The sequence below is a fragment of the Faecalimonas sp. LCP19S3_D12 genome (assembly GCF_052121495.1).
Taxonomy (GTDB): Bacteria; Bacillota; Clostridia; order Lachnospirales; family Lachnospiraceae; genus Faecalimonas.
Genome location: NZ_JBQKED010000033.1, coordinates 17636 through 37980, shown reverse-complemented (window position 1 = coordinate 37980; position 20345 = coordinate 17636). Strand labels below are relative to the sequence as shown.

Genomic DNA, 20345 nt, shown 5'->3' with positions numbered 1-20345 from the left:
AAGGTTTTTATATCTTCTAACGAGCGTCATCTTGTTCTCATGCCCGACTTTGTGCGGGCTATTTTCATTCATTGTTCCAACAAAAATCGGAATTTCCTATTATACAAAAAAAGATGCAAAATCACTATTTGCATCTCCCTTCCAATATTACTTTTTTTGGATAAAGTCCTAATACAATTGAAAACGTCTTTTCGTCAATCCGTTCCCAATCTCTTTTTTTAAACTGTGCTTTATGCATACTAATTGGAATCACGATATCTTCCTCTTGGTTTTGCAAAAATTTTAGTTGGTGAATACTTTTTCCGGGATTCCATACTTGATATAAATCTGGATCAATTCCATTGTTCCACCCGCCGCATTCTCCGGCAACTGCGGTCATATTAATTGTTCCCTCTCCCTCTGCAATTCTTTTGATGTGCACACTGGCAAGTATACTTTTCATTTCTTCTCCATCTGTCATCTGAAAATCAGTCAATGTAAACTCATATCCGTCTAACGCTTCCGGCTCGCCAATTCCGGCTTTTAACAGTTCTGGATTTGGATACATCTGATTGATTCTCCGATAATTCCAAATAAAAATAACACTCAAAAAAACAACTGCCAAAATACCAAAGATACCGATTATCTTTTTTCTCATGAAGCCCCCTCCTCCAAATAGATTCTTCCTTCTTCCACATGGTAAATGACATCAGATAAATATTCCAATTCCGCATTATCATGGCAAGCTACAATGATCAGCTTCCCTTTTTCACGCAACTGTAAAAGAATTTCCTTTACAAGCTCTACCCCTTTTTGATCCAAGGCATTAATCGGTTCATCCAAGATAATGATATCTGGTTCTTCCATAATAGCGCAGACAATCCCAAGCCGCTGCTTCATTCCAAGTGAATATTTCTTATATTTCCGCTTATCCTCTGGTTCTAGCCCTAGAGCTTGCAGCGTTTGTCGGATTTTCTCATCACCGATCTTCCCCTGTATTGCAGCAAGCATTTTTAAATTTTGAAATCCGGTATAATTCGACAAAAATGCCGGATTCTCTATCAAGACGCCGATAGACTGCGGAAATGAAATGTCTTTCCCCAATTCTTTTCCATCAATCAACACCCTTCCTTCGCTTGCATTCATCAATCCGCTCACTGCACGCATAAACATCGTTTTTCCAGATCCATTTTTCCCACGCAATCCATAAATATGTCCGCCGCACAGTTCCACATTCACATCTTCCAACACGGTAACACCTTTCAGCCGTTTTGTATAATGCTCCACTTGTATTTTCATGGCATACCGCCTCCTTCCAAAACATCTTTTTTATTCATCCAAATCACCCCAATCAATACAATCAGTCCAATTAAAATGCACTGATAAACAACTCCAAATGCAAACCCAACGCCCTCTGAAACCATGAACCGATTCCGCAGCATCATAAGATAATTCCCTGCAAGCCACTGTGATTCACTATAAGAAGATATCACAAGCAGAGCAATTACCGACGCATATCCAAAAATCGGTTTTGTCACAAATCCAACTAGCATCTGCAACAATCCAATCATAACTGAGGTCAAAATCGGCAAAAAGACCAGATTTCCTAAAAACATCGTCGCATTTCTTCCCGTCTGAGCATACAGACAGGAACTTGATAATCCAAAACGTATTGAAGGATTATTGAGAAAAACCATGCTGACCAACAGCGCTCCTGCCAGCGCATAGTATAAAAGAATATTCCCAATTACCCACACGCATTTACTAAGCCACCATGTCCTCTTTGACTTTGCCGCAAGAAGCACATGTCTCCCATATCCAAAAATATCTGCTCTGCTGTAATTTCCAACAATAAAAAACATCAAAAGTTCAAATACAATTAAAAGCACCGGTAAGTCAAACTGCTCTCCCCGTCCCGGCACAAAGGGCTGTATTCCCTCAAACATAGCATATAAAACATCCCAATACTGAATCTCCATGTCATTGCTATGAAATTTCTGTATTGTGGACTGTATAAAAATAATCAAAAATATGCCTGCTATCCCATATCGATATCGCACCTGCCAAACTCCTACCCGCATATCATAGCGAAACACTCTTTGAAATATACCTTTATCTTTCATTCATAAATTCCCGCCTTTTTGCCAAAATTTCTCCTGCTAAAAATATACACACAACAACAGCAAATATATAAATGAGCATCGTAAAAAAGTCTTCTTTCCGAAACCAATTCCCCCATAATAGCTCAGGAAGCTTCAGTATTCCCGAAAGTTCTACTGGAGGATTCAAATAAATAATCGGAATCATGCTACACACAATCCACCCCCATATAGTTCTCTTTGTGAGCCAATACAGCAATCCAAACATACTCCCTATTGCCAGATAAAAGAATATATTCAAAACCAAAAACCAAAAACTGACCATTCCGACACTGACATCTTTCAACACTCTTCCACACATCCTGTAAAAAAAAGATTCCTCTTCTTTCCAGTTCAAAGCCAAATTGCCCATTCCCGTACTGAAAAAGAACGTAATTAGAAATACATTCACGGTAAAACAAACGCTGGCGAGCATCGTTTTAAACATAAATTTTCCCCACAGAATCCGCTTCCCCTGTTCTCGCAATATGACCTGAATCCGCATATCATCTCGAAGCAGGAAATTCAGCAAATATAAGAAAAACGGCGTCAAAAATATCTTAGTAAATACATCATCCATCACAACAAGACTATCTCCGCCACACCAGACACCGCCGGATGCATTGATGCGGATATTTCCATATAGAACCAAAATACAAACTGTAATAAGCAACAATTCATATCCCCACAGATTACTTTTTCCCCTAACTGAAATGGAGCTTTCTTGCAGCCATCGTTTCCAATCAAAACAGTTCTTTTTTATACCCTGCATAAAAGTATCCTCCTCCAATCAAAAGCAACAGACTGAACTCTGCCCCGATTACTTCAAGCGACATACCTCCTGTCTGCGCCGGACTAATGATATGAAACATTGCAAGCGGCGCATATCCGACTGCCGCTCCACCCCCAAAAGACAGCATGCTGAGCAAAAATGGAAACAGAATCGGAACATACGTATATTCACAAAAGAAAGATACCGTCAAACTGCTGACCGCAAGCATTCCCAAAAATAAAATGTCCTGCAACAGCCAAATTCCGAGATACAGATATGGATGTTCATAAAACAATTCTGCATACAGATAATCTGCTCCAATATGATAGACCCCGGTACTTGCCTGCGGAATCAATGCCGGAAGCACAGAGGCAGTCATCATAAAATCCAGCACAAGCGGAATCAGCGCTAATACCCCTGTTGTAAATGCTACGATGAATTTACTCCACAGATACTCTCTTTTCCCAACACGTGTGAACACATTTTTCACATAACCTGTCTTGATGTCCTCTAAAAAAGTGCCTCCATACGGAATCGCCATCAAAAGTGGCAATAGCATAAAATACAGCCATGCATACAGAGAACTCCAATTTGCACCAATCCATTTTTCAAATGCTCCAAGTGGATAAATTCCATATGCAATCATCTCTTTCCAGCGAAGTACTTCGTAGCTAAAATGTAAAGATACAATCAGCATCTCAATTCCAAATACAATATATAATAATTTGTTTTTCCACAATCTGGAATATTCATTTTTTAATAATTGTCTCATTCTTTCACAACCTTATCTAATCGGATAATCCGCGCCATTTCTGTTGGTGTCTCCATAGCAGTATCACCAATATAGTAAATCAGATTATTTTCAATATCTGTTTTTCCCAACAGATAACCAATCTGATATACTTTTTCTTCTCCTCCTTGTAATGTCTCAAACGCCGCTTCTTTGTCCGTATTATTCACATCAATAATTTTATTCGTATAAATCGGCTCTGTTGCAGTCTCCAAAGCATGTAGATAATTTTCGTTATCAATCATTCCAATTGTATAAGAATTAAAAACGATATCTGCCGATTCTTTACTAAGATTTTTAACCTTTACACTCAACCACATATAATAGTTATCACTTAGCAAATTCCCATCTTCATCTACTTCTACATCTAAAGGATTTTCCACTAATTCCTTTGTCACTCCACCATATTTTTCATTACCACGATACAACTTTGTCACTGTGGCATCTTCCACACAAAAATCTAACTTTACATTCTCTGGTCGAAAAGCAAAAACTTCAACGTGATCCCCCATAGAAAAAATCCAATCTTTCTCTGCTGGATTTGAAACAATATCTGGTAAGATTTTATTTCCTCCATCATCGTATTCGGGCGCACTATCCTTATCCAAGTCATTTTTAGCAATTGTTTTATTCCCATTTGTAATTCCGCTTTGATTTTGTTCGACATGCTTTGGTTGTTTCGAGCAACCCGAAAGTACAGTTGTAATAATTAGTGCACCTATTAAAAAACAGCTTTTCATATAAGAAGATGTTGCATCTGTTTTTCTTCTAGTCATTTTTATCTCTCCTTTATCTCTATATCTTTGGCATACCACTGTCATATGACATATTCATTGTAACAGACAATTCGCCCTTCTTGTTACATTGGTCTCTAACAACGACAAAATGTCCTCCAATTGCAGTTTGCAACGAAGGACATCTCTTATATTCTTTAAAAAGCTATACTAATAAAGTAATTGTCACCTGAAACGTTTCCTCTTCCCATCTCATCTGCATACGCCCTTGATATTTCACAACAGCCTTCTTTACACTTTCCATTCCGATTCCATGGGGTCTGCCATCGTGCTTGGTCGAACGTATAGTGTCATATTTTTCTGTTACACAGTTTTCTATCTTCAGCACCAAAACCGGTCCCTGTTTTTTTAATACTATCCAGATTTTCCGCTTTTCCTCTTCTAATTTAGAGCACGCTTCAATCGCATTATCCAAAAGGTTTGCAAAAATTACACAGATGTCATAATCCGTCATTCCAAGTTTTCCCATGCGTTGGATTTCTGTAACTACTGCAATCTTTTTTCGCTTTGCCAACTGCAGCTTATCTGTCAATACAATATCTACCGCCTTGTCTCCTGACCACACCTTTTCTTCCTGCATACGCAACGGTTCTCGAATTTGATAGCAATACTGTAAAGCTTTCTCCACTTCTTTGTTTTCTAGATAGTTCACAATCAGATTCATATGATTTTTAAAATCGTGTGAAATGCGGGATACCTCCTTTTGGTTTTGATAAATAGATTCATAATTACGCTCCAACTGATCATTTCGCACCTTTATATAATTCATATAATCCCGCTCGTTGAACAGAACAACCGCTGCCACCCCTGCCGCCAAAATACAGCCACCCAGAAAAAGGAGTATTACGCCATTTGAGACAATCCGCTCTGAACTCCGATTTTTTAACTGCCACTGAAAATAGCACACAACTATAGTTTCAACGATGATCAACGTCCGAAATACATTGCGGTTGCTCTTTAAATCATGTATCTGAAACTCCATTTTTCGCATTCCGACCAATATCAAAAACACTAATTTCAAAATCAAAAATGCTACATGTATCTCATTAACCCGATATATATTCATAATGTCTGTATGCCTATACGTCACAATCAAAAATCCTATGATATAGTCTGCCATATTCAATATCCAGAACACAAATATGGACGTTTCACATAGAATCCGCCTTCGGCTGTCTGACAGCAGCAGAAGCGCCACTGCAATCAGGCTGATTTCCATAACGCTTGTCAACATGTCAAAATATGCCGTCTGCCTGCGCCAAACCACAAGCAGCACATCTGTCACAGCAACTGCCACAGCCGCCCATTCACGCTTTCTATCTACTCTATTCTCGTCTTTGCATACCGTTCCATATGCAAACCATATGCATAAAAATACTTCAATTAAGACTGTTCCTGCTGTCACTATCTGTTCCATCTATCTACTCCAATACTCCATAACCTGCTTTCTCACCTGATTCATCTGAGAACGGCTGACTGCAAATTCTTCTCCATTACTCATAACGACTTGTGCGCTCTTTACACTTGCCACACAGGCGATATTTACAATTCTTCCACGATCCGCAAACACAAACTGCTCTTTTGGCAGTTCCTTGAACACCTGATTCAATGTCTTTCTCTCTCGAAAAATTCCATTCTTTGTCTCAAACACACTATTTTTCCCATCTTTGTAAATACTGATGATATTCTGATAACGGAACTTCTCATATCGGTGGCTCGTGATGATTTGATAATACCCCTCTTTACTTTCTGCCTCTTCTTTTTCCAAAATTTTCTCGATGACCTGAGGTAATTTTTCCCGCAGCATACTTTTTAAAATATATTGATACGCCTCAACTTCATATCCATCAATCGCAAATTCCATATGCGATGTAATAAAGATCAAATAAGCATCTTCATTTTTTTCCCTAATCTCCCTCGCCAATTCAAGCCCGTTCATTTCGGGCATTTCAATATCTAGAAAATAAATATCATAATCATTCCCATCTTCCAATTCATACAGCAAAGAAGAGGCTTTCTGAAAGGAATCAATTTCAAAATGATCTTCTGTACAGCCGCTTTCTTTTGTTAATACATCTGTTATCAACTCTATATATGCTCGACTGTCATCCACAATCGCAATCTTTTTCATGTCACACTCCCCCCGATCCATTTTTCGACTTCATAGAATAACATATTTCATAAAAGAAAATGGTGATTGTCCTTCAATAATGCCATTTTGTCCTTGAACGTTCTCTTTCACGCTTCATCTCCTGTTTGATTGACTGTCTCATTCTATTTTGTTCCCATACAACTCCTTTCCCCAAGCTATACCGCAACCTATTTTCCTATTACGAAAAATCAAACAATGACAATTGATTCGTCTCCGGCAAATCTCCAAACATCCCTAAATCCGCCATGAAATCAATGACGGTCTTACTTACTTTCGTCCGCTGCCTGAAGTCATCTTTTGACAGATATGGACCGTCTGCTGCAGCCATCTCAACCGCATCCGCCGCTTTATCTCCCATACCCTCAATGCTTGAGAGCGGCGGCATAAGTTTTCCGTCGATAATCTGGAACTTTGTCGCCTTCGCCCTGTAAATATCAAGTGGCAGGAATTCAAACCCTCTCGCATACATTTCCTGCACAATTTTCATATCTTTTAATGTATCCTGCTCCTTTTTACTCAGAGAATCACTGCGGCGTTTGTAGTCATTCATATAGAACTCCAGCTTTTCTTTTCCCTGACACATCAACTCATAAGAAAATGCGCTGGCGCGGATACTGAAATATGCCGCATAGTAGGCAAGTGGATAATACACTTTGCAGTAGGCAATGCGAAATGCCATCATAACATAGGCAGCCGCATGTGCTTTCGGGAACATGTACTTGATCTTTTCACATGACCAGATATACCAGTCCGGGATTCCATGCTCAATCATGTCCTTTTTAAACTCTGACCAGTCTTTACACTTGCCTTTCGCCACAAGACCTTTACGGACACGTTCCATAATCGTAAATGACTCTTCACTGTCCATTCCTTTGTTGATCAGATACGTCATAATATCGTCACGGGTACAGATTGCCGTGGAAATCGTCGCCTTTCCGCTTCGAATCAATTCCTGTGCATTATTGAGCCACACGTCAGTTCCATGCGACAGACCGGAAATACGAATCAAATCTGAAAGTGTCTTCGGTTTCGTATCCACCACCATCTGAATAACAAAGTCTGTTCCAAACTCCGGAATTCCGAGACACCCCACCGGACATCCACCGATATCATCCGGCGTAATCCCAAGAGAGCTTGTATCCTGAAACAGTTTCATCACACCCTGATCATCAAGTGGAATATCCGTCGCTTTAAACGGTTTTCCCGTGAGTTGTTCCACTAGTTCTTCCAGCATCTTGATGATCGTCGGATCATCATGACCGAGAATATCAAGTTTCAGCAGGTTGTGGTCGATGGAGTGATAATCAAAATGCGTCGTGATAATATCTGTTGTCATATCATTTGCCGGATGCTGTACAGGTGTAAAAGAGTTGATATCCTGACCAAGTGGGAGAACGATGATTCCTCCCGGATGCTGTCCGGTACTTCTTCGAATTCCGGTACAACCCTGTAAAATACGCTCGATCTCGCATTTTCGTTTTCCCTGTCCGTGTTCCTCATAATAATTTTTCACAAATCCATATGCCGTCTTATCTGCCAATGTACCGATTGTTCCCGCACGGTATGTCTGACCTTCCCCGAAAATAACCTCCGTATATTTGTGAGCATTACTCTGATAATCTCCAGAGAAGTTCAAGTCAATATCAGGTTCTTTATTTCCCTTGAATCCAAGGAAGGTCTCAAACGGAATATCAAACCCATCTTTAACAAGCGGTTTCCCACAATTCGGGCAAAGTTTATCCGGCATGTCGTAACCACAGCCCCCCGCATATGCGCGGACTTCCTCAGACTCAAAATCACTGTAAAAACAATTCGGACAATAATAGTGAGGACTCAACGGATTTACTTCCGTAATTCCTGCCATTGTCGCAGCAAACGAGGAACCAACCGAACCACGTGAGCCTACGAGGTAACCGTCCTCAACGGATTTCCATACCAGTTTCTGTGCAATGATGTACATCACGGCAAATCCATTGGAAATAATCGAGTTCAACTCTCTCTCCAGACGCTCCACTACAATCTCCGGCAGGGGATCGCCATACATGCCGTGCGCTTTGCTGTAACAGATATCCCTTAACATCTGATCCGAATCCTCAATGACCGGCGGACATTTATCGGGACGAACCGGGGAAATCTTTTCAATCATATCTGAAATCTTCACCGTATTTTCAATAACCACCTCATGCGCCTTTTTCGCTCCAAGATATGCGAATTCTTCCATCATCTCCTCTGTTGTGCGAAGATAAAGCGGCGGCTGGCTGTCCGCATCGCCAAAGCCTTTTCCGGTCATGATGATTCTTCGATAAACTTCATCTTCCGCATCTAAGAAATGTACATCGCAGGTTGCCACAACCGGTTTGTGAAACTCCTCCCCCAATTTTACAATTTTGCGGTTAATATCTTTTAAGTCTTCATCGCTTCGAATCTGGCTGTATCTCGGGCTGTCCACCATAAACCGGTTATTGCCAAGCGGCTGGATTTCCAGATAATCATAAAACTCTGCCAATCTTGCGATTGTCTCATCCGACTTGTTATTGAGTACCGCCTGATAAAGTTCTCCCGCCTCACAGGCACTTCCGATCAGCAAGCCCTCCCGATAGCGGTTGAACTCACTTTTGGGAATACGCGGTCGTCTTGCATAATATGTCAAATGCGACAATGAAATCAATCGGTATAGGTTGACCCTTCCCACATCATTTTTCGCCAAAATGATTGCATGATACGTCGGCATCTTTTTCACCGCATCCGGATTCGTCGCACCAAATGCATTCACTCCTTTTAATGTCGTGATTTCCCGCTCTTTTAACATCTCGACAAATTTCACAAAAATCTCTGCGGTCGCCCCGGCATCGTCCACAGCACGATGATGATTCTCAAGTGAGATGTTCAATGCTTTCGCCACAATATTCAATTTATATTTCGACAGCGTTGGAAGAAGCACTCTCGCAAGTGCAACCGTATCCACCGACACAAATTCCTGCTCAATATTCAAATTTTTACAGTTCTGCTCGATAAATCCGACGTCAAACCCTGCATTGTGCGCCACAAGAGAGGCGTCTCCGACAAATTCCAAGAACTGCGGAAGGATCACATCAATCTTTGGTGCATCCATGACCATAGAATCGTCAATACTTGTAAGCTGCGTGATCTCGAACGGAATCGGAACTTGCGGATTTACAAATGTACTGTACTTATCCGTAATCTTTCCATTCTCCACCTTCACTGCGCCAATCTCAATGATATGATCTTCCACAGCACTGAATCCGGTTGTCTCGATATCAAACACCACATATGTATCATCAAGTGTCTGATTCCCTGCATGCACTGCGATATCTGTCAGATCATCCACCAGATATGCTTCCACCCCGTAAATCACTTTGAACGGATCATCTTTATCAAGTCCTTCGATAAAATGATTCGCATCCGGGAATGCCTGCACAACACCGTGATCCGTGATTGCAATCGCAGGATGTCCCCAGTCGTGTGCTCGTTTTACAATCTTATTCACATCAGAGACACCATCCATATCACTCATCTTCGTGTGGCAGTGAAGTTCCACCCTTTTCTCTGCACTTGTATCCTTTTTGGTCGTTCGAAAATCCGGAATTTTTTTTATTCCGGCAACGGAGCCAATCGTCAGTTCACTGTCGAATTTGTCGATGGTTGTGACACCTCTGATTTTCAAAAACGCTCCTGCTTTCACCTCTCCAAGCAGCTCCGGAAGCTGATCATTTCGCACAAACAGTTTTACCATGATCGTATCTGTAAAATCGGTCACTGCAAATATGACAATGGTCTTTTCGTTTCGAATCTCACGTGTATCAAAGCTTGTCACCTGTCCGCGGAATGTGATCTCTCCCATCTCTCCGACCACCTGTGACAGTTCAATCGTCTCATCCTCAAAATCACGTCCATAGATCAGATTCGGATCGTCCGATCTCTTAAGCGGGCGATAAAACTCTTTCTTCTTTGGCATCTCTTTTGCCGGAGCTTTTGCAGATGTTTTCGCTGTCTCCTTCTGTTCTTTCTTTTCTTGTTTTACCTCTTCTTTCGTCTCCTTTGTCTCAAGTTTTGCTGCATTCTCTTCCACGATCGCATTAATTGCCTGCTGAAGTATACGGGCATTGTGCTCCTGCATCTTACTTGTCTTTGCCTGCTGATATTCCACATGAATTTGAATCGGAACATGGCACCGTTCCTCAAACACTTCATTCAACAAGCCTACAATCGAGTCCTGTTTTCCCTGCGCCACAATTGTGTCATCCAACTTAAGATACAGATGGTTTTCATTTTCAAAATGATACTTCGCATTCAGGAACATATTGTGCTCGACAACACTTCGTTCTTTCAATTCCAGCAAAATGCTTTCCCTGTACTCATTCATCAGATTCTCCGGTGTATACTGACCGGACAACTGATAATCCTCGTAAATCCGAATCCGAATCCGATTTCGCCCAAATAACTGTTCTTTAATCATTGTTTCCATCTTATAAATCCAGCTCTTCGCAAGCAGATGCGTGCTGAATAAATGGACGTGCAGATAGTCCCTGTCTGAATTTGTCGTAACTTTCGTCACTTCCACATTTTCAAATAGTACTTTGCAATCACTATTTACTTTTAAAGTCGGAAACACATCAAAGAATTGCTTTGTCATCATATTTCTCCATCTCTATTTTTCCCAATTTAATAATTCATTCCGAAGAGTATCTAAAAGTTCCTCTTCCTTTACTTTTTTCACAATTTCACCTTTCTTGATCAAAAGTCCTTCCCCGATTCCACCGGCGATTCCGATATCTGCCTCTTTTGCTTCTCCCGGTCCGTTCACAACGCATCCCATCACAGCCACTTTGATATCAAGCGGGATATCTGCGACCATATTCTCCACCTGATTGGCAAGTCCGATAAGATCAATCTTTGTTCTTCCGCAAGTCGGGCAGGACACTACTTCGATTCCTCCTTTGCGAAGCCCCAGTGTCTTTAAAATGAGTTTTGCTGATTTAATCTCTTCGAGTGGATCTCCTGTCAGAGATACGCGAATCGTATCTCCAATTCCTTCATACAGAATAATGCCAAGCCCGACTGAGGATTTGATATTTCCAGATAAAATTGTTCCGGATTCCGTAATTCCAACATGAAGCGGATATGGGCACTGCTCTGCAATCAATTCATGTGCTTTTACACACATCATCACATCAGAAGATTTGATACTGACCACTAAATTGTCATACCCCATCTCCTCAATCATATGCACCTTGTCCAGCGCGCTTTCCACAATGCCTTCGGCCGTCACACCACCGTATTTTTCCACAAGATGTTTTTCCAACGATCCACTGTTGACCCCCACACGGATAGGCACATTGTATTCTTTTGCTTTTTCCACAACCTCACGCACTCTCGACACATCTCCGATATTTCCCGGATTGATACGGATCTTATCTGCTCCATGTTCGATTGCCGCGATCGCTAAACGATAATCAAAATGAATATCTGCAACAAGCGGAATATGAATTCTTTTTTTTATCTCTGTGAGCGCTTCTGCCGCCTCCATCGTCGGCACCGCACAGCGGATAATATCGCAGCCTGCTGCCTCCAATGCCAATATCTGGGCAACTGTCGCCTCCACATCCTCTGTCTTTGTATTTGTCATAGACTGAATGGCAACCGGATTCCCTCCGCCAATCTTACAGTTTCCTATCTGAACTACCTTTGTCTCTTCTCGTCTCATGTTCTGTCTCCTTTCATACTCGGGGAGAACATAAACTCTCCCCAATTCCACTAATAAGCAAAGAGTCTGACATGTCAGACTCTTTGCTTATTCCTGCCTCTATCTTCTGCTACTGTCTTGTAAATACAAGCTGATCCCCATATTCACGCTCTGCAAGTACCAGCACATTCTGTTCAATGCTATAATCAAATGTAGATGAAATCTTGCCAAGCGATGCTTCCAAACTCTCTGCGGTCACCTGACCATCCGATTTGTCCGCTGCCTTCTGCAAAGCCGCCTCATCTACTTTAATCGTAATCGTCTTTGCATCTTTGTCAAGCACATAATCCATCTTTACTTTTATGTCTGTTCCTTCATCGGCAGAATCTAATTTTACGGTCAAATCATTATTTCCCTGAAAAATCAGCGTCATGCTGTTCTCTTCTGATTCCCATCTCCCGTCTAATGGATTGCCCGCAAAAAGTTTTGTAATAAAAAATGCAACAACCAATATAATAATTATGGATGCGATGCCTGTTACAAAACGCCACATTTTACTTCTTTTTTCTTCATCGTTTTTTGCTATCATCATGTCTATCATTCCCCTCAACTTTATTGCCTACTTAAATTATACGGAGTTTGTGTTTTTATGTCAACGCCCTATTTTTGTTCCATTTTTCAACCAATCAACTTTCTTTTGTTGAAAATCGGCACTTTTCCACTTTTTACAGAACAGTATTGATAAAATAGAAAAAATAAAGACAAGGAGGACGATATATGAATTTCGGGAATAACTTAAAAGACTTGCGCGAAACACGGAATATTACCCAAGGTCAGCTGGCTGAATACTTACAAGTCTCTCGTCCTACCATTGCAGGTTATGAAACCAAAAGTCGTCAACCTGATTTTGAAAAACTAGAGAAAATTGCAAATTACTTTCATGTATCCATCGACTATCTGATCTCCGGCTCAGAAGCTGCGAACATAGATATCCATCTAAAAAAAGAGCCGAATGAAAAATCATTGGATCGTGATGTGATTATGGCTTATCGGAAATTATCACTTGAATCCAAACAGGATGTCTTAAAATATATTGAATTACTTCAGTTGCGTGATGATGCTCAAAATGTAGAATAAGGAATGTGCTTTCGCACATTCCTTATTCTACATTTCTGCTCTCATCTGCAAGATATTCAAAAAAATCAAAATCTGCATAATGCTTATGCAATACCCTGTCAGCACAAGTCATCCCGACGAATGTCCCTGTAAATTCCCCATATTTACAATACTCATCCGAATATTTTGTCGTGTCAAACACCCTGCCTATTCGCTCATACTGTTCTCCATCATAACTCCACTCAAACCAAGATTCTCTCCCCTGTACATAGAGCCGCAAGTAAATTGGTCTGTCTTCCACCGGAATCCTGGTGTTTAAAAATTCTGTCTTTTCTCCATTTTCCAGTTGAATAATAGAAAGCGCACTCTGCCCAAGTGTCTCACTGTAGTATTTTCTCAGATTTACATAGTTCATATTGTCATAATACATAATCAGTCCGGCGCTATGCTGATGAATCTCTGGAGTAAATTCCATCTTGGTCGTTACCCGCGCATACACACTTGTCAACTTTCTTGCCAAGATACTTACTTTATTCAAAGACGTGCGCGATTCCTGTCCCCTGATTCTCACATACCCTTTCCGCGCTGTCACATCTGCAAAACGCTGCGGCATAATACGCGGTGCATAATAAAAATTGCCCAATTCTTCTCCGTCAAAATCATCAAACGCAGGAATTGTCGGAAGTTCTTCCTCTGGCAGTGCGCTTTCTTCCACCTCGCTCTTTGCAAGATTGGTTCCATCTGCCATGCGAAGCCACCCATCTTTCGTCCATTTCATTTTCTGGATTGCAGTCTCACGTCCAAGTGTACAGCGAAGTTCCGGCACAAACGGTCTCGCACAAAGATGTACCAGATACACTTCCCCTGTCGGCAATTCCACATAACTTCCATGCCCTGATTTTTGCAAAACAGAATCCGGATTGAAATATTTCGGCTTTAAATGATCCGGGTCTTTTCGCTCATTGGATTCTCCCGGCACACTTGTCACAATCGGGTTCATCGGATCTTTTTCATACGGTCCCCATACATTTTTAGCACGTCCCATCGTCACACAGTGATTATACCCCGTGCCGCCCTCGGCACACATAATGTAATAGTATTCTCCTCTCTTTGTCAGATGCGGCGCCTCAATGCATCCCCTGTCTGTTCCGCCTCGCCAAAGTGGTTTTGGATATCCAACAATCTCTTCTTTTTTTGGGTCATACTCAACAATGCAGATAAATCCCGGTTTTTCATACCCTTCTCTTGTCTCCCATTCCAAAGAGACAATATATTTCTTTCCGTCGTCATCATGCAAGATTGAAGCATCAAATCCTGATGAATGCAGATATACGGGCTTGCTCCACGGTCCTTTGATGTCTTTTGATTTCACCAAAAAATTATCTACATCAAAGTATCTCGCATTCATGGAATTCATCACACCGTATACCACATAGAACATATCTTCCTCTTCACAATAAGTCAGACAAGGCGCCCAGATTCCTTTTGCACTCGGCAGCTTTTTCAAGTCAACCGCCTCATCATCAGTCAAAATATGCGTATATAATTCCCAGTGTTTCAAATCTTTTGAATGATAAACCGGAATTCCCGGGAACCATTCAAACGTAGACACTGCCAGATAGTAGTCATCCCCTTTTCTGCAAATACATGGATCGGGATTGAATCCCGGAAGTATCGGATTTAAAATCATAGTCTTATGCCCCCTTTTTGTTATTTCTTCTTTTGTGTCGGAAACCATTCAAAATCGACACATCGCCCTAAATCCCAGCTGTCCCAGCCAAGCCATCCGTTTTCATTTACCGTATCCGTCAAAAGCTTATAACTCCAGTAAAAATATCCGCTTCCCTTTTGCCATGCCTGAAGCTGTGCATCAGCGACAGCCCGATAGATTGCGTTCTTTTCCTCTAAAGTCAATCGCTCCTCTTTTGCACCGTCCACGCCGTTTAACACACTCTGCCCGCCTTTTGTGTCACATCCGCATGCAAGAGAATTGAACAGACACCACTCTCCACAGATAACCGAGAAATATTGCTCCATCTCCTCAATTTCTTTTTCATAATGTTCTTTCACAAAGCATGTGTATCCTTCTATCGTCTGTTCGCATCCAGCTGCCTCTGCCATCATTAGATACTGATGTGTATCCAGCACAACATTTACATATTTTTCTTCCCGCATAAAATCTTTCCACGCTGTAAGCACAAATCCATCGTGAATGACAACATATTTTTCTTTTGGCATATATTTTCGTATGCGGTCATACGCTTCCTGATAAAATGTCCTTAAAAATGCAAGTGTATTAGGTCCGGAGCCGGCCGCCATCTCCTTGTCGACTGCCGGATAGCGGTTTGACACATCAAACAGTTCCCACACACTTTCTGTAATTGGTTCATTCAGCACTTCAATACCCCACAGCCCTTTTCTTTTCCCGTAACGCTTTGCCAGCCGTTCAAGCACTGTCAGCACAAATTCCACTTCTTCCGGATTTTTAGACCATTTGCATACTCCGCAAATACCTCCGTTATCAAAGCCATTTTGTCCCTCCGGTGCAGTGTGCAGATCTATCAATATCTGTAATCCGTACTTTTCTGCCCAGTTAAATGCCTTATCCAATTCTTCTACGCACCCGATAAACGGTTCTCTGTCTCCAAATATAAAATATGGCACCGGAATTCGCACAGCCTCCATTCCCATTGCTTTGATTGCCACAAAATCACGCTCCGAAATATATTCTGCACGATGCACCTTGATTCGTGCCTCATATACCTCTTTTGAGAGTTGTCTTGGAAGGTAATACTCATCTTCTGCTGTCGTTCCTTCAAACAGCGCCGGACTCATCCATTTCTCCAGCACAAGCCAGTTTCCTAAATTTACACCTTTGATATACATTTCCATTCCTCCTATTTTTCCGCGCGTTTTTTCAAGTCCGCAATAATGCCGTCAAATTCCCTGTCTAAGTGATAAAATTTCATGATAATCAGCCCCAGTATATAGACAACAATCGGAATCCACACAAAACAGATTTCAATGGAAAACAGCGCTGATGCAGACTGCACCGCTTTTTCTCCCGCATAGCCTCCGACTTCCAGGATCAATCCAAGCAACGCTGAACCAATACCATTTCCAATCTTATATCCAAAACTACATGCACTGTTCACAAGCCCTTCTGTTCGGTATCCTGTCTTCCACTCGCCATAATCAATCGTGTCAGATACCATCGCCCACATGGTTGCTCCTCCACACGCATTTCCAATACCACGGATCACACTGGATACGATGATAATCGCAAGCGAGCCGCCTGAAAAATTCAGCACGAGCATCCCGATAATGTCAAACACAAGACCGATTGCAAATACATTTCTCTTTCCAAACCGTTTTACAAGCATCGCGATAAAGAACATTCCGCAAATTTGTACAATATTGAAAATTCCGTTGATTGTCCCAACCAGATTTTTGTCCCCTAAAATATCTTTCGCATAGTAAACCGTAGAGCCTCCATTTACAGAATACATGAGGAAAAATAATGCAAGCATTCCAGTCATCATCATCCAGTATTTGTTCTTAAACAACGCCTTTACACCTTCTTTAAACGGAACTTCATTCACAGCTGACTCCGCAGCCCCCACACGCTCTTTTGTTCCAAAGAACGTAAATAAAAATGCTATGATCGCAATCACACCGAACACACAGAATGTTTTTGTCCATGCTGACGCATTATTTCCAAAATATTCTACAAGCGGTAATGTAAATGTGTTGATCAGCAACGTTCCTGCTGTTGCAAGCAGATTTCGGAAAATACTCAACACTGACCGTTCATACGGATCCTGTGTCATCAGCGCATTGAGCGCAGAGTACGGAACATTGATTGCAGTGTAAATAATCGTTGACACAAGATTATACGTGATAAATACATAAACTAGTTTTGGTGTAGATGTCCACGATGTCGGCACAGAAAACAGCAATACCCCAGATATCGCAAACGGAATACACATACGCAATATCCAGGATCTCGCCTTCCCAAACCGGGATTTTGTCCGGTCTACAACGACACCCATGATGATATCGCTGATACCATCAAAAATTCTTGACACCATCATAATCGTTCCCACTGCCAATGCATTTACTCCTGCATAATCGGTATAATAAAATACAAGAAATGCTGACATTGCCGTATAGATGATATTGCATCCAAAATCTCCACATCCATAGGAAAAACGTTCGACGATTTTTCCCATACTTAACTTTGCCTTCTTATTCATCTTTTGATTCCTCACCTTTCTTCTTTTCAGGTACATTTTTACTTTTTAAAAACATTATTTTTGAATCAAACATTTGTGCACATCTGTTTTTCTTCATTTTTTCTACCTTCTATGCTTATATAGTACCACATTTCTCCCTTGTTCAGTAGGTCTTAAAAAATCTAAAAAAGCGGTCGATATTCTCTTTTTTATATTGTATAATGAGATAAATAAGAAAGAGGTGCATATGACATGAAGGATAACAATTTGGAAAACACTCAGAAAAATTCACATTTATACGAGATTATCGACGTCCCGCAGGCAACCGGTGTAATGTTCCGAACTTCCGTGGACGAGGGAAGCTACATCCCGACGCACTGGCACCGTGCTGTCGAGATCATCTATCTTCTTGAAGGAAAATTGGAAGTGACAATCGAATCTCAGACATTTTTGATGCAGGCAGGCGATTGTACACTTATCAATGCAAATATTATGCATTCGACAAAGTGCACACAGCCCAACACTGCTATTTTGTTGCAGATTCCGGTAGAATTTATGGAAATCTACATTCCAAATATTCAACAGTTATTTTTCCTATTGGATGAAAACACCTCTGATCTGGTTCGTCAGACAAAAATGGCACGATTTAAAGAGACTCTGACACAGATGCAGATTGCAAATGACATCCGGCCAGAGGGATTTATCCTGCGTTTTAACAGTCTGCTGTTTGAGTTACTGTTCCAGCTGTTACACAATTTCAGCATCCAGCTTTTTCCATCAGATCTCAGTCAGAAGAACAAAGACCGTGACCGGCTGGATTTGATCTTAAACTATGTGTCCAAGCACTATGCTCAACCGATCTCACTGGAAGAAATCGCTCGTATAGCCTGTTTACAGACTGGGTATTTTTGCCGATTTTTCAAAAAACATATGGGAATTACTTTCTTAGAATATCAAAATGAGCTGCGCCTTTCTCACATTTACCGTGACCTGATCACAACAGACGACGCGATTCATTTGATTTTAGAACGACACGGATTTACAAATTATAAATTATTCCGCAGAATGTTTCACGAACATTTTGGAGCTACGCCGCTGAGGATTCGTAACAAGCACAAATTGCATCAAAATTAACCTTTTAAAACAGCAACAGAAGAGCTTTTTTTCAGCTCTTCTTTTTCCTATTTCGCTAATTCCTGAAATAAGCCTTTCATTGCCGGATAAATTTTTCTAAATTTCTGATAGCGCTCTTCATATTTTGCGACAAGCTCCTGAGTCGGTTCCACTGTATCGACTACTTTGACCAATTTTTCTGTCGCTGCCTCCACGCTTTCATACGCTCCACAGCCGACTGCCGCAAGTATTGCCGCTCCATATCCTGGTCCTTCCTCGCTTTCAATAACATCCACTTTCAGATTCATTACATTTGCAATAATCTTTTTCCAAAGTGGGCTCTTTGCCCCGCCTCCGCAAATTTTTGTACGTTCAATCTGAATTCCAAGGCTTCTCGCCACCTCTAATGAGTCGCGAAGTCCAAATGCCACACCTTCTAAAACAGCCTGTGTCATCTCTTCACGTGTCGTGTCCATTGTCATTCCTACAAATGTAGCCCTTGCCAGCGGATCATTATGCGGTGAACGTTCTCCCATCAGATATGGTAGATAGAACACCTGATTTTCACCTAATTTTGTAATATTTTCCTGCTCTTTTTCATATTCTTTTGTCTGCAGAATCTCATCCATCCACCACTTATTGCAAGATGCTGCACTGAGCATGCAGCCCATCAAATGATAATAGCCATCTGCGTGGTCAAACGAATGTAAAGCATTATTTTCATCTACTCCAAACTGTTTGCTGGAAATAAAAATTGTTCCGGATGTGCCAAGTGAAAGATTACATCTTCCATCTCCAACTGTTCCTGTTCCGACAGCCGCAGCAGCATTATCTCCTGCTCCCGCAATAACTTTTACCGTCTTAGAAAGTCCTAACTCTTCTGCAATTTCTTGTTTTAAACTTCCGACCACCTCATAGCTTTCGAACAGTTTTGGAAGCTGCTCCTCTCTGATTCCACAGATGTCTATCATTTCTTGTGACCAACATTTATTTTGGACATCTAACAGTAACATGCCGGAAGCATCTGAATAATCCGTACAAAATGTTCCAGATAATTTGTATGCCAAATAATCCTTCGGAAGCATAATTTTATTTATTTTTGCAAATAGTTCCGGCTCATTTTCCTTCATCCAAAGAATCTTCGGCGCTGTAAATCCTGCAAACGCAATGTTCGCTGTATATTTCGAAAGCGTCTCCTTCCCAATCACCATATTCAGGTAATCTGTCTCTTTTGTTGTTCTCCCGTCATTCCATAGAATCGCCGGACGAATGACTTCATCCTCATCATCAAGCACCACAAGCCCATGCATCTGTCCACCAAAGCTGATTCCCTGCACCTGACTTTTGTCACAGTCCTTTGTCAATTCCCTGATTCCTTCCATTGACTTTTCAAACCAATCTTTTGGGTTTTGTTCCGACCATCCTGGATTCGGAAACGAAAGCGGATACTCCTTTGATACGATGTTTTTTATCTTTCCATTTTCATCCATTAAAAGCAATTTTACTGCTGAAGTTCCTAAATCTACACCTATGTATAACATACACTTACTCC

17 protein-coding genes are annotated in these 20345 nt (G+C 41.2%); 2 read left to right on the top strand and 15 right to left on the bottom strand.

Going from position 1 to position 20345, the window contains the following annotated elements; genetic code table 11:
• Positions 1-124: 124 nt before the first annotated feature.
• From ACTQXY_RS10815 to ACTQXY_RS10765, 11 genes are all read right to left on the bottom strand, one after another.
• Positions 125-637, bottom strand: coding sequence for a DUF5028 domain-containing protein (locus ACTQXY_RS10815; RefSeq protein ID WP_441659462.1), 513 nt, complete (start codon positions 635-637; stop codon positions 125-127).
• Positions 634-1278 carry an ATP-binding cassette domain-containing protein gene (locus ACTQXY_RS10810; protein ID WP_441659461.1) on the bottom strand — a complete coding sequence of 215 codons (645 nt, stop codon included), beginning with the start codon at positions 1276-1278 and terminating at the stop codon, positions 634-636. The genes ACTQXY_RS10815 and ACTQXY_RS10810 overlap by 4 nt, the downstream gene beginning before the upstream one ends.
• Entirely contained in the window at positions 1275-2102 is an 828-nt protein-coding gene (locus ACTQXY_RS10805; RefSeq protein WP_441659460.1) for a DUF2705 family protein, read from the bottom strand. Before ACTQXY_RS10805 ends, ACTQXY_RS10810 begins: the two co-directional genes overlap by 4 nt.
• Positions 2092-2889, bottom strand: coding sequence for a hypothetical protein (locus tag ACTQXY_RS10800; RefSeq protein WP_441659459.1), 798 nt, complete (start codon positions 2887-2889; stop codon positions 2092-2094). Before ACTQXY_RS10800 ends, ACTQXY_RS10805 begins: the two co-directional genes overlap by 11 nt.
• Positions 2861-3661 carry a hypothetical protein gene (locus tag ACTQXY_RS10795; protein WP_441659458.1) on the bottom strand — a complete coding sequence of 267 codons (801 nt, stop codon included), beginning with the start codon at positions 3659-3661 and terminating at the stop codon, positions 2861-2863. Before ACTQXY_RS10795 ends, ACTQXY_RS10800 begins: the two co-directional genes overlap by 29 nt.
• The gene (locus ACTQXY_RS10790) at positions 3658-4455 is read right to left on the bottom strand and encodes a hypothetical protein (protein ID WP_441659457.1); all 798 of its coding nucleotides are present in this window, start codon (positions 4453-4455) and stop codon (positions 3658-3660) included. The genes ACTQXY_RS10795 and ACTQXY_RS10790 overlap by 4 nt, the downstream gene beginning before the upstream one ends.
• Before the next feature lie 163 nt (positions 4456-4618).
• Positions 4619-5890, bottom strand: coding sequence for a GHKL domain-containing protein (locus ACTQXY_RS10785; RefSeq protein ID WP_441659456.1), 1272 nt, complete (start codon positions 5888-5890; stop codon positions 4619-4621).
• Positions 5891-6604 (bottom strand): response regulator, encoded by a 714-nt coding sequence (locus ACTQXY_RS10780; protein WP_441659455.1) that lies wholly within the window; start codon positions 6602-6604, stop codon positions 5891-5893. It lies immediately after the preceding gene.
• 199 nt (positions 6605-6803) lie between these two features.
• On the bottom strand, positions 6804-11279 hold the full coding sequence (locus ACTQXY_RS10775; RefSeq protein WP_441659454.1) for a PolC-type DNA polymerase III: 4476 nt from the start codon (positions 11277-11279) through the stop codon (positions 6804-6806).
• Between the two features lie 15 nt (positions 11280-11294).
• Positions 11295-12395 (bottom strand): flavodoxin-dependent (E)-4-hydroxy-3-methylbut-2-enyl-diphosphate synthase, encoded by a 1101-nt coding sequence (gene ispG, locus ACTQXY_RS10770; protein WP_441659453.1) that lies wholly within the window; start codon positions 12393-12395, stop codon positions 11295-11297.
• Between the two features lie 64 nt (positions 12396-12459).
• Positions 12460-12921, bottom strand: coding sequence for a hypothetical protein (locus ACTQXY_RS10765; RefSeq protein ID WP_441659452.1), 462 nt, complete (start codon positions 12919-12921; stop codon positions 12460-12462).
• Positions 12922-13106: 185 nt separating this feature from the next.
• Between ACTQXY_RS10765 and ACTQXY_RS10760 the strand changes: the two genes are divergently transcribed.
• A complete protein-coding gene (locus ACTQXY_RS10760) occupies positions 13107-13466 on the top strand; it encodes a helix-turn-helix domain-containing protein (protein ID WP_412364077.1) in 360 nt (119 codons plus the stop codon).
• A 22-nt stretch (positions 13467-13488) separates the two neighbouring features.
• Here the strand turns inward: ACTQXY_RS10760 and ACTQXY_RS10755 are convergent, their stop codons facing one another.
• Genes ACTQXY_RS10755 through ACTQXY_RS10745 form a run of 3 tightly spaced genes read right to left on the bottom strand, consistent with a single transcriptional unit; the run spans position 13489 to position 17701 of the window.
• Positions 13489-15135, bottom strand: a complete 1647-nt coding sequence (locus ACTQXY_RS10755; protein ID WP_441659451.1) for a glycoside hydrolase family 43 protein — start codon at positions 15133-15135, stop codon at positions 13489-13491.
• A 20-nt stretch (positions 15136-15155) separates the two neighbouring features.
• On the bottom strand, positions 15156-16331 hold the full coding sequence (locus ACTQXY_RS10750; protein WP_441659450.1) for a cellulase family glycosylhydrolase: 1176 nt from the start codon (positions 16329-16331) through the stop codon (positions 15156-15158).
• An 11-nt stretch (positions 16332-16342) separates the two neighbouring features.
• Positions 16343-17701, bottom strand: coding sequence for a glycoside-pentoside-hexuronide (GPH):cation symporter (locus tag ACTQXY_RS10745; RefSeq protein WP_441659449.1), 1359 nt, complete (start codon positions 17699-17701; stop codon positions 16343-16345).
• A gap of 231 nt (positions 17702-17932) precedes the next feature.
• Between ACTQXY_RS10745 and ACTQXY_RS10740 the strand changes: the two genes are divergently transcribed.
• Positions 17933-18814: a helix-turn-helix domain-containing protein gene (locus ACTQXY_RS10740; protein ID WP_441659448.1), complete on the top strand. Its 882-nt coding sequence runs from the start codon at positions 17933-17935 to the stop codon at positions 18812-18814.
• A 47-nt stretch (positions 18815-18861) separates the two neighbouring features.
• Here ACTQXY_RS10740 and xylB read toward each other — a convergent pair whose 3' ends face one another.
• On the bottom strand, positions 18862-20334 hold the full coding sequence (gene xylB, locus ACTQXY_RS10735; protein ID WP_441659447.1) for a xylulokinase: 1473 nt from the start codon (positions 20332-20334) through the stop codon (positions 18862-18864).
• Positions 20335-20345 lie beyond the last annotated feature (11 nt).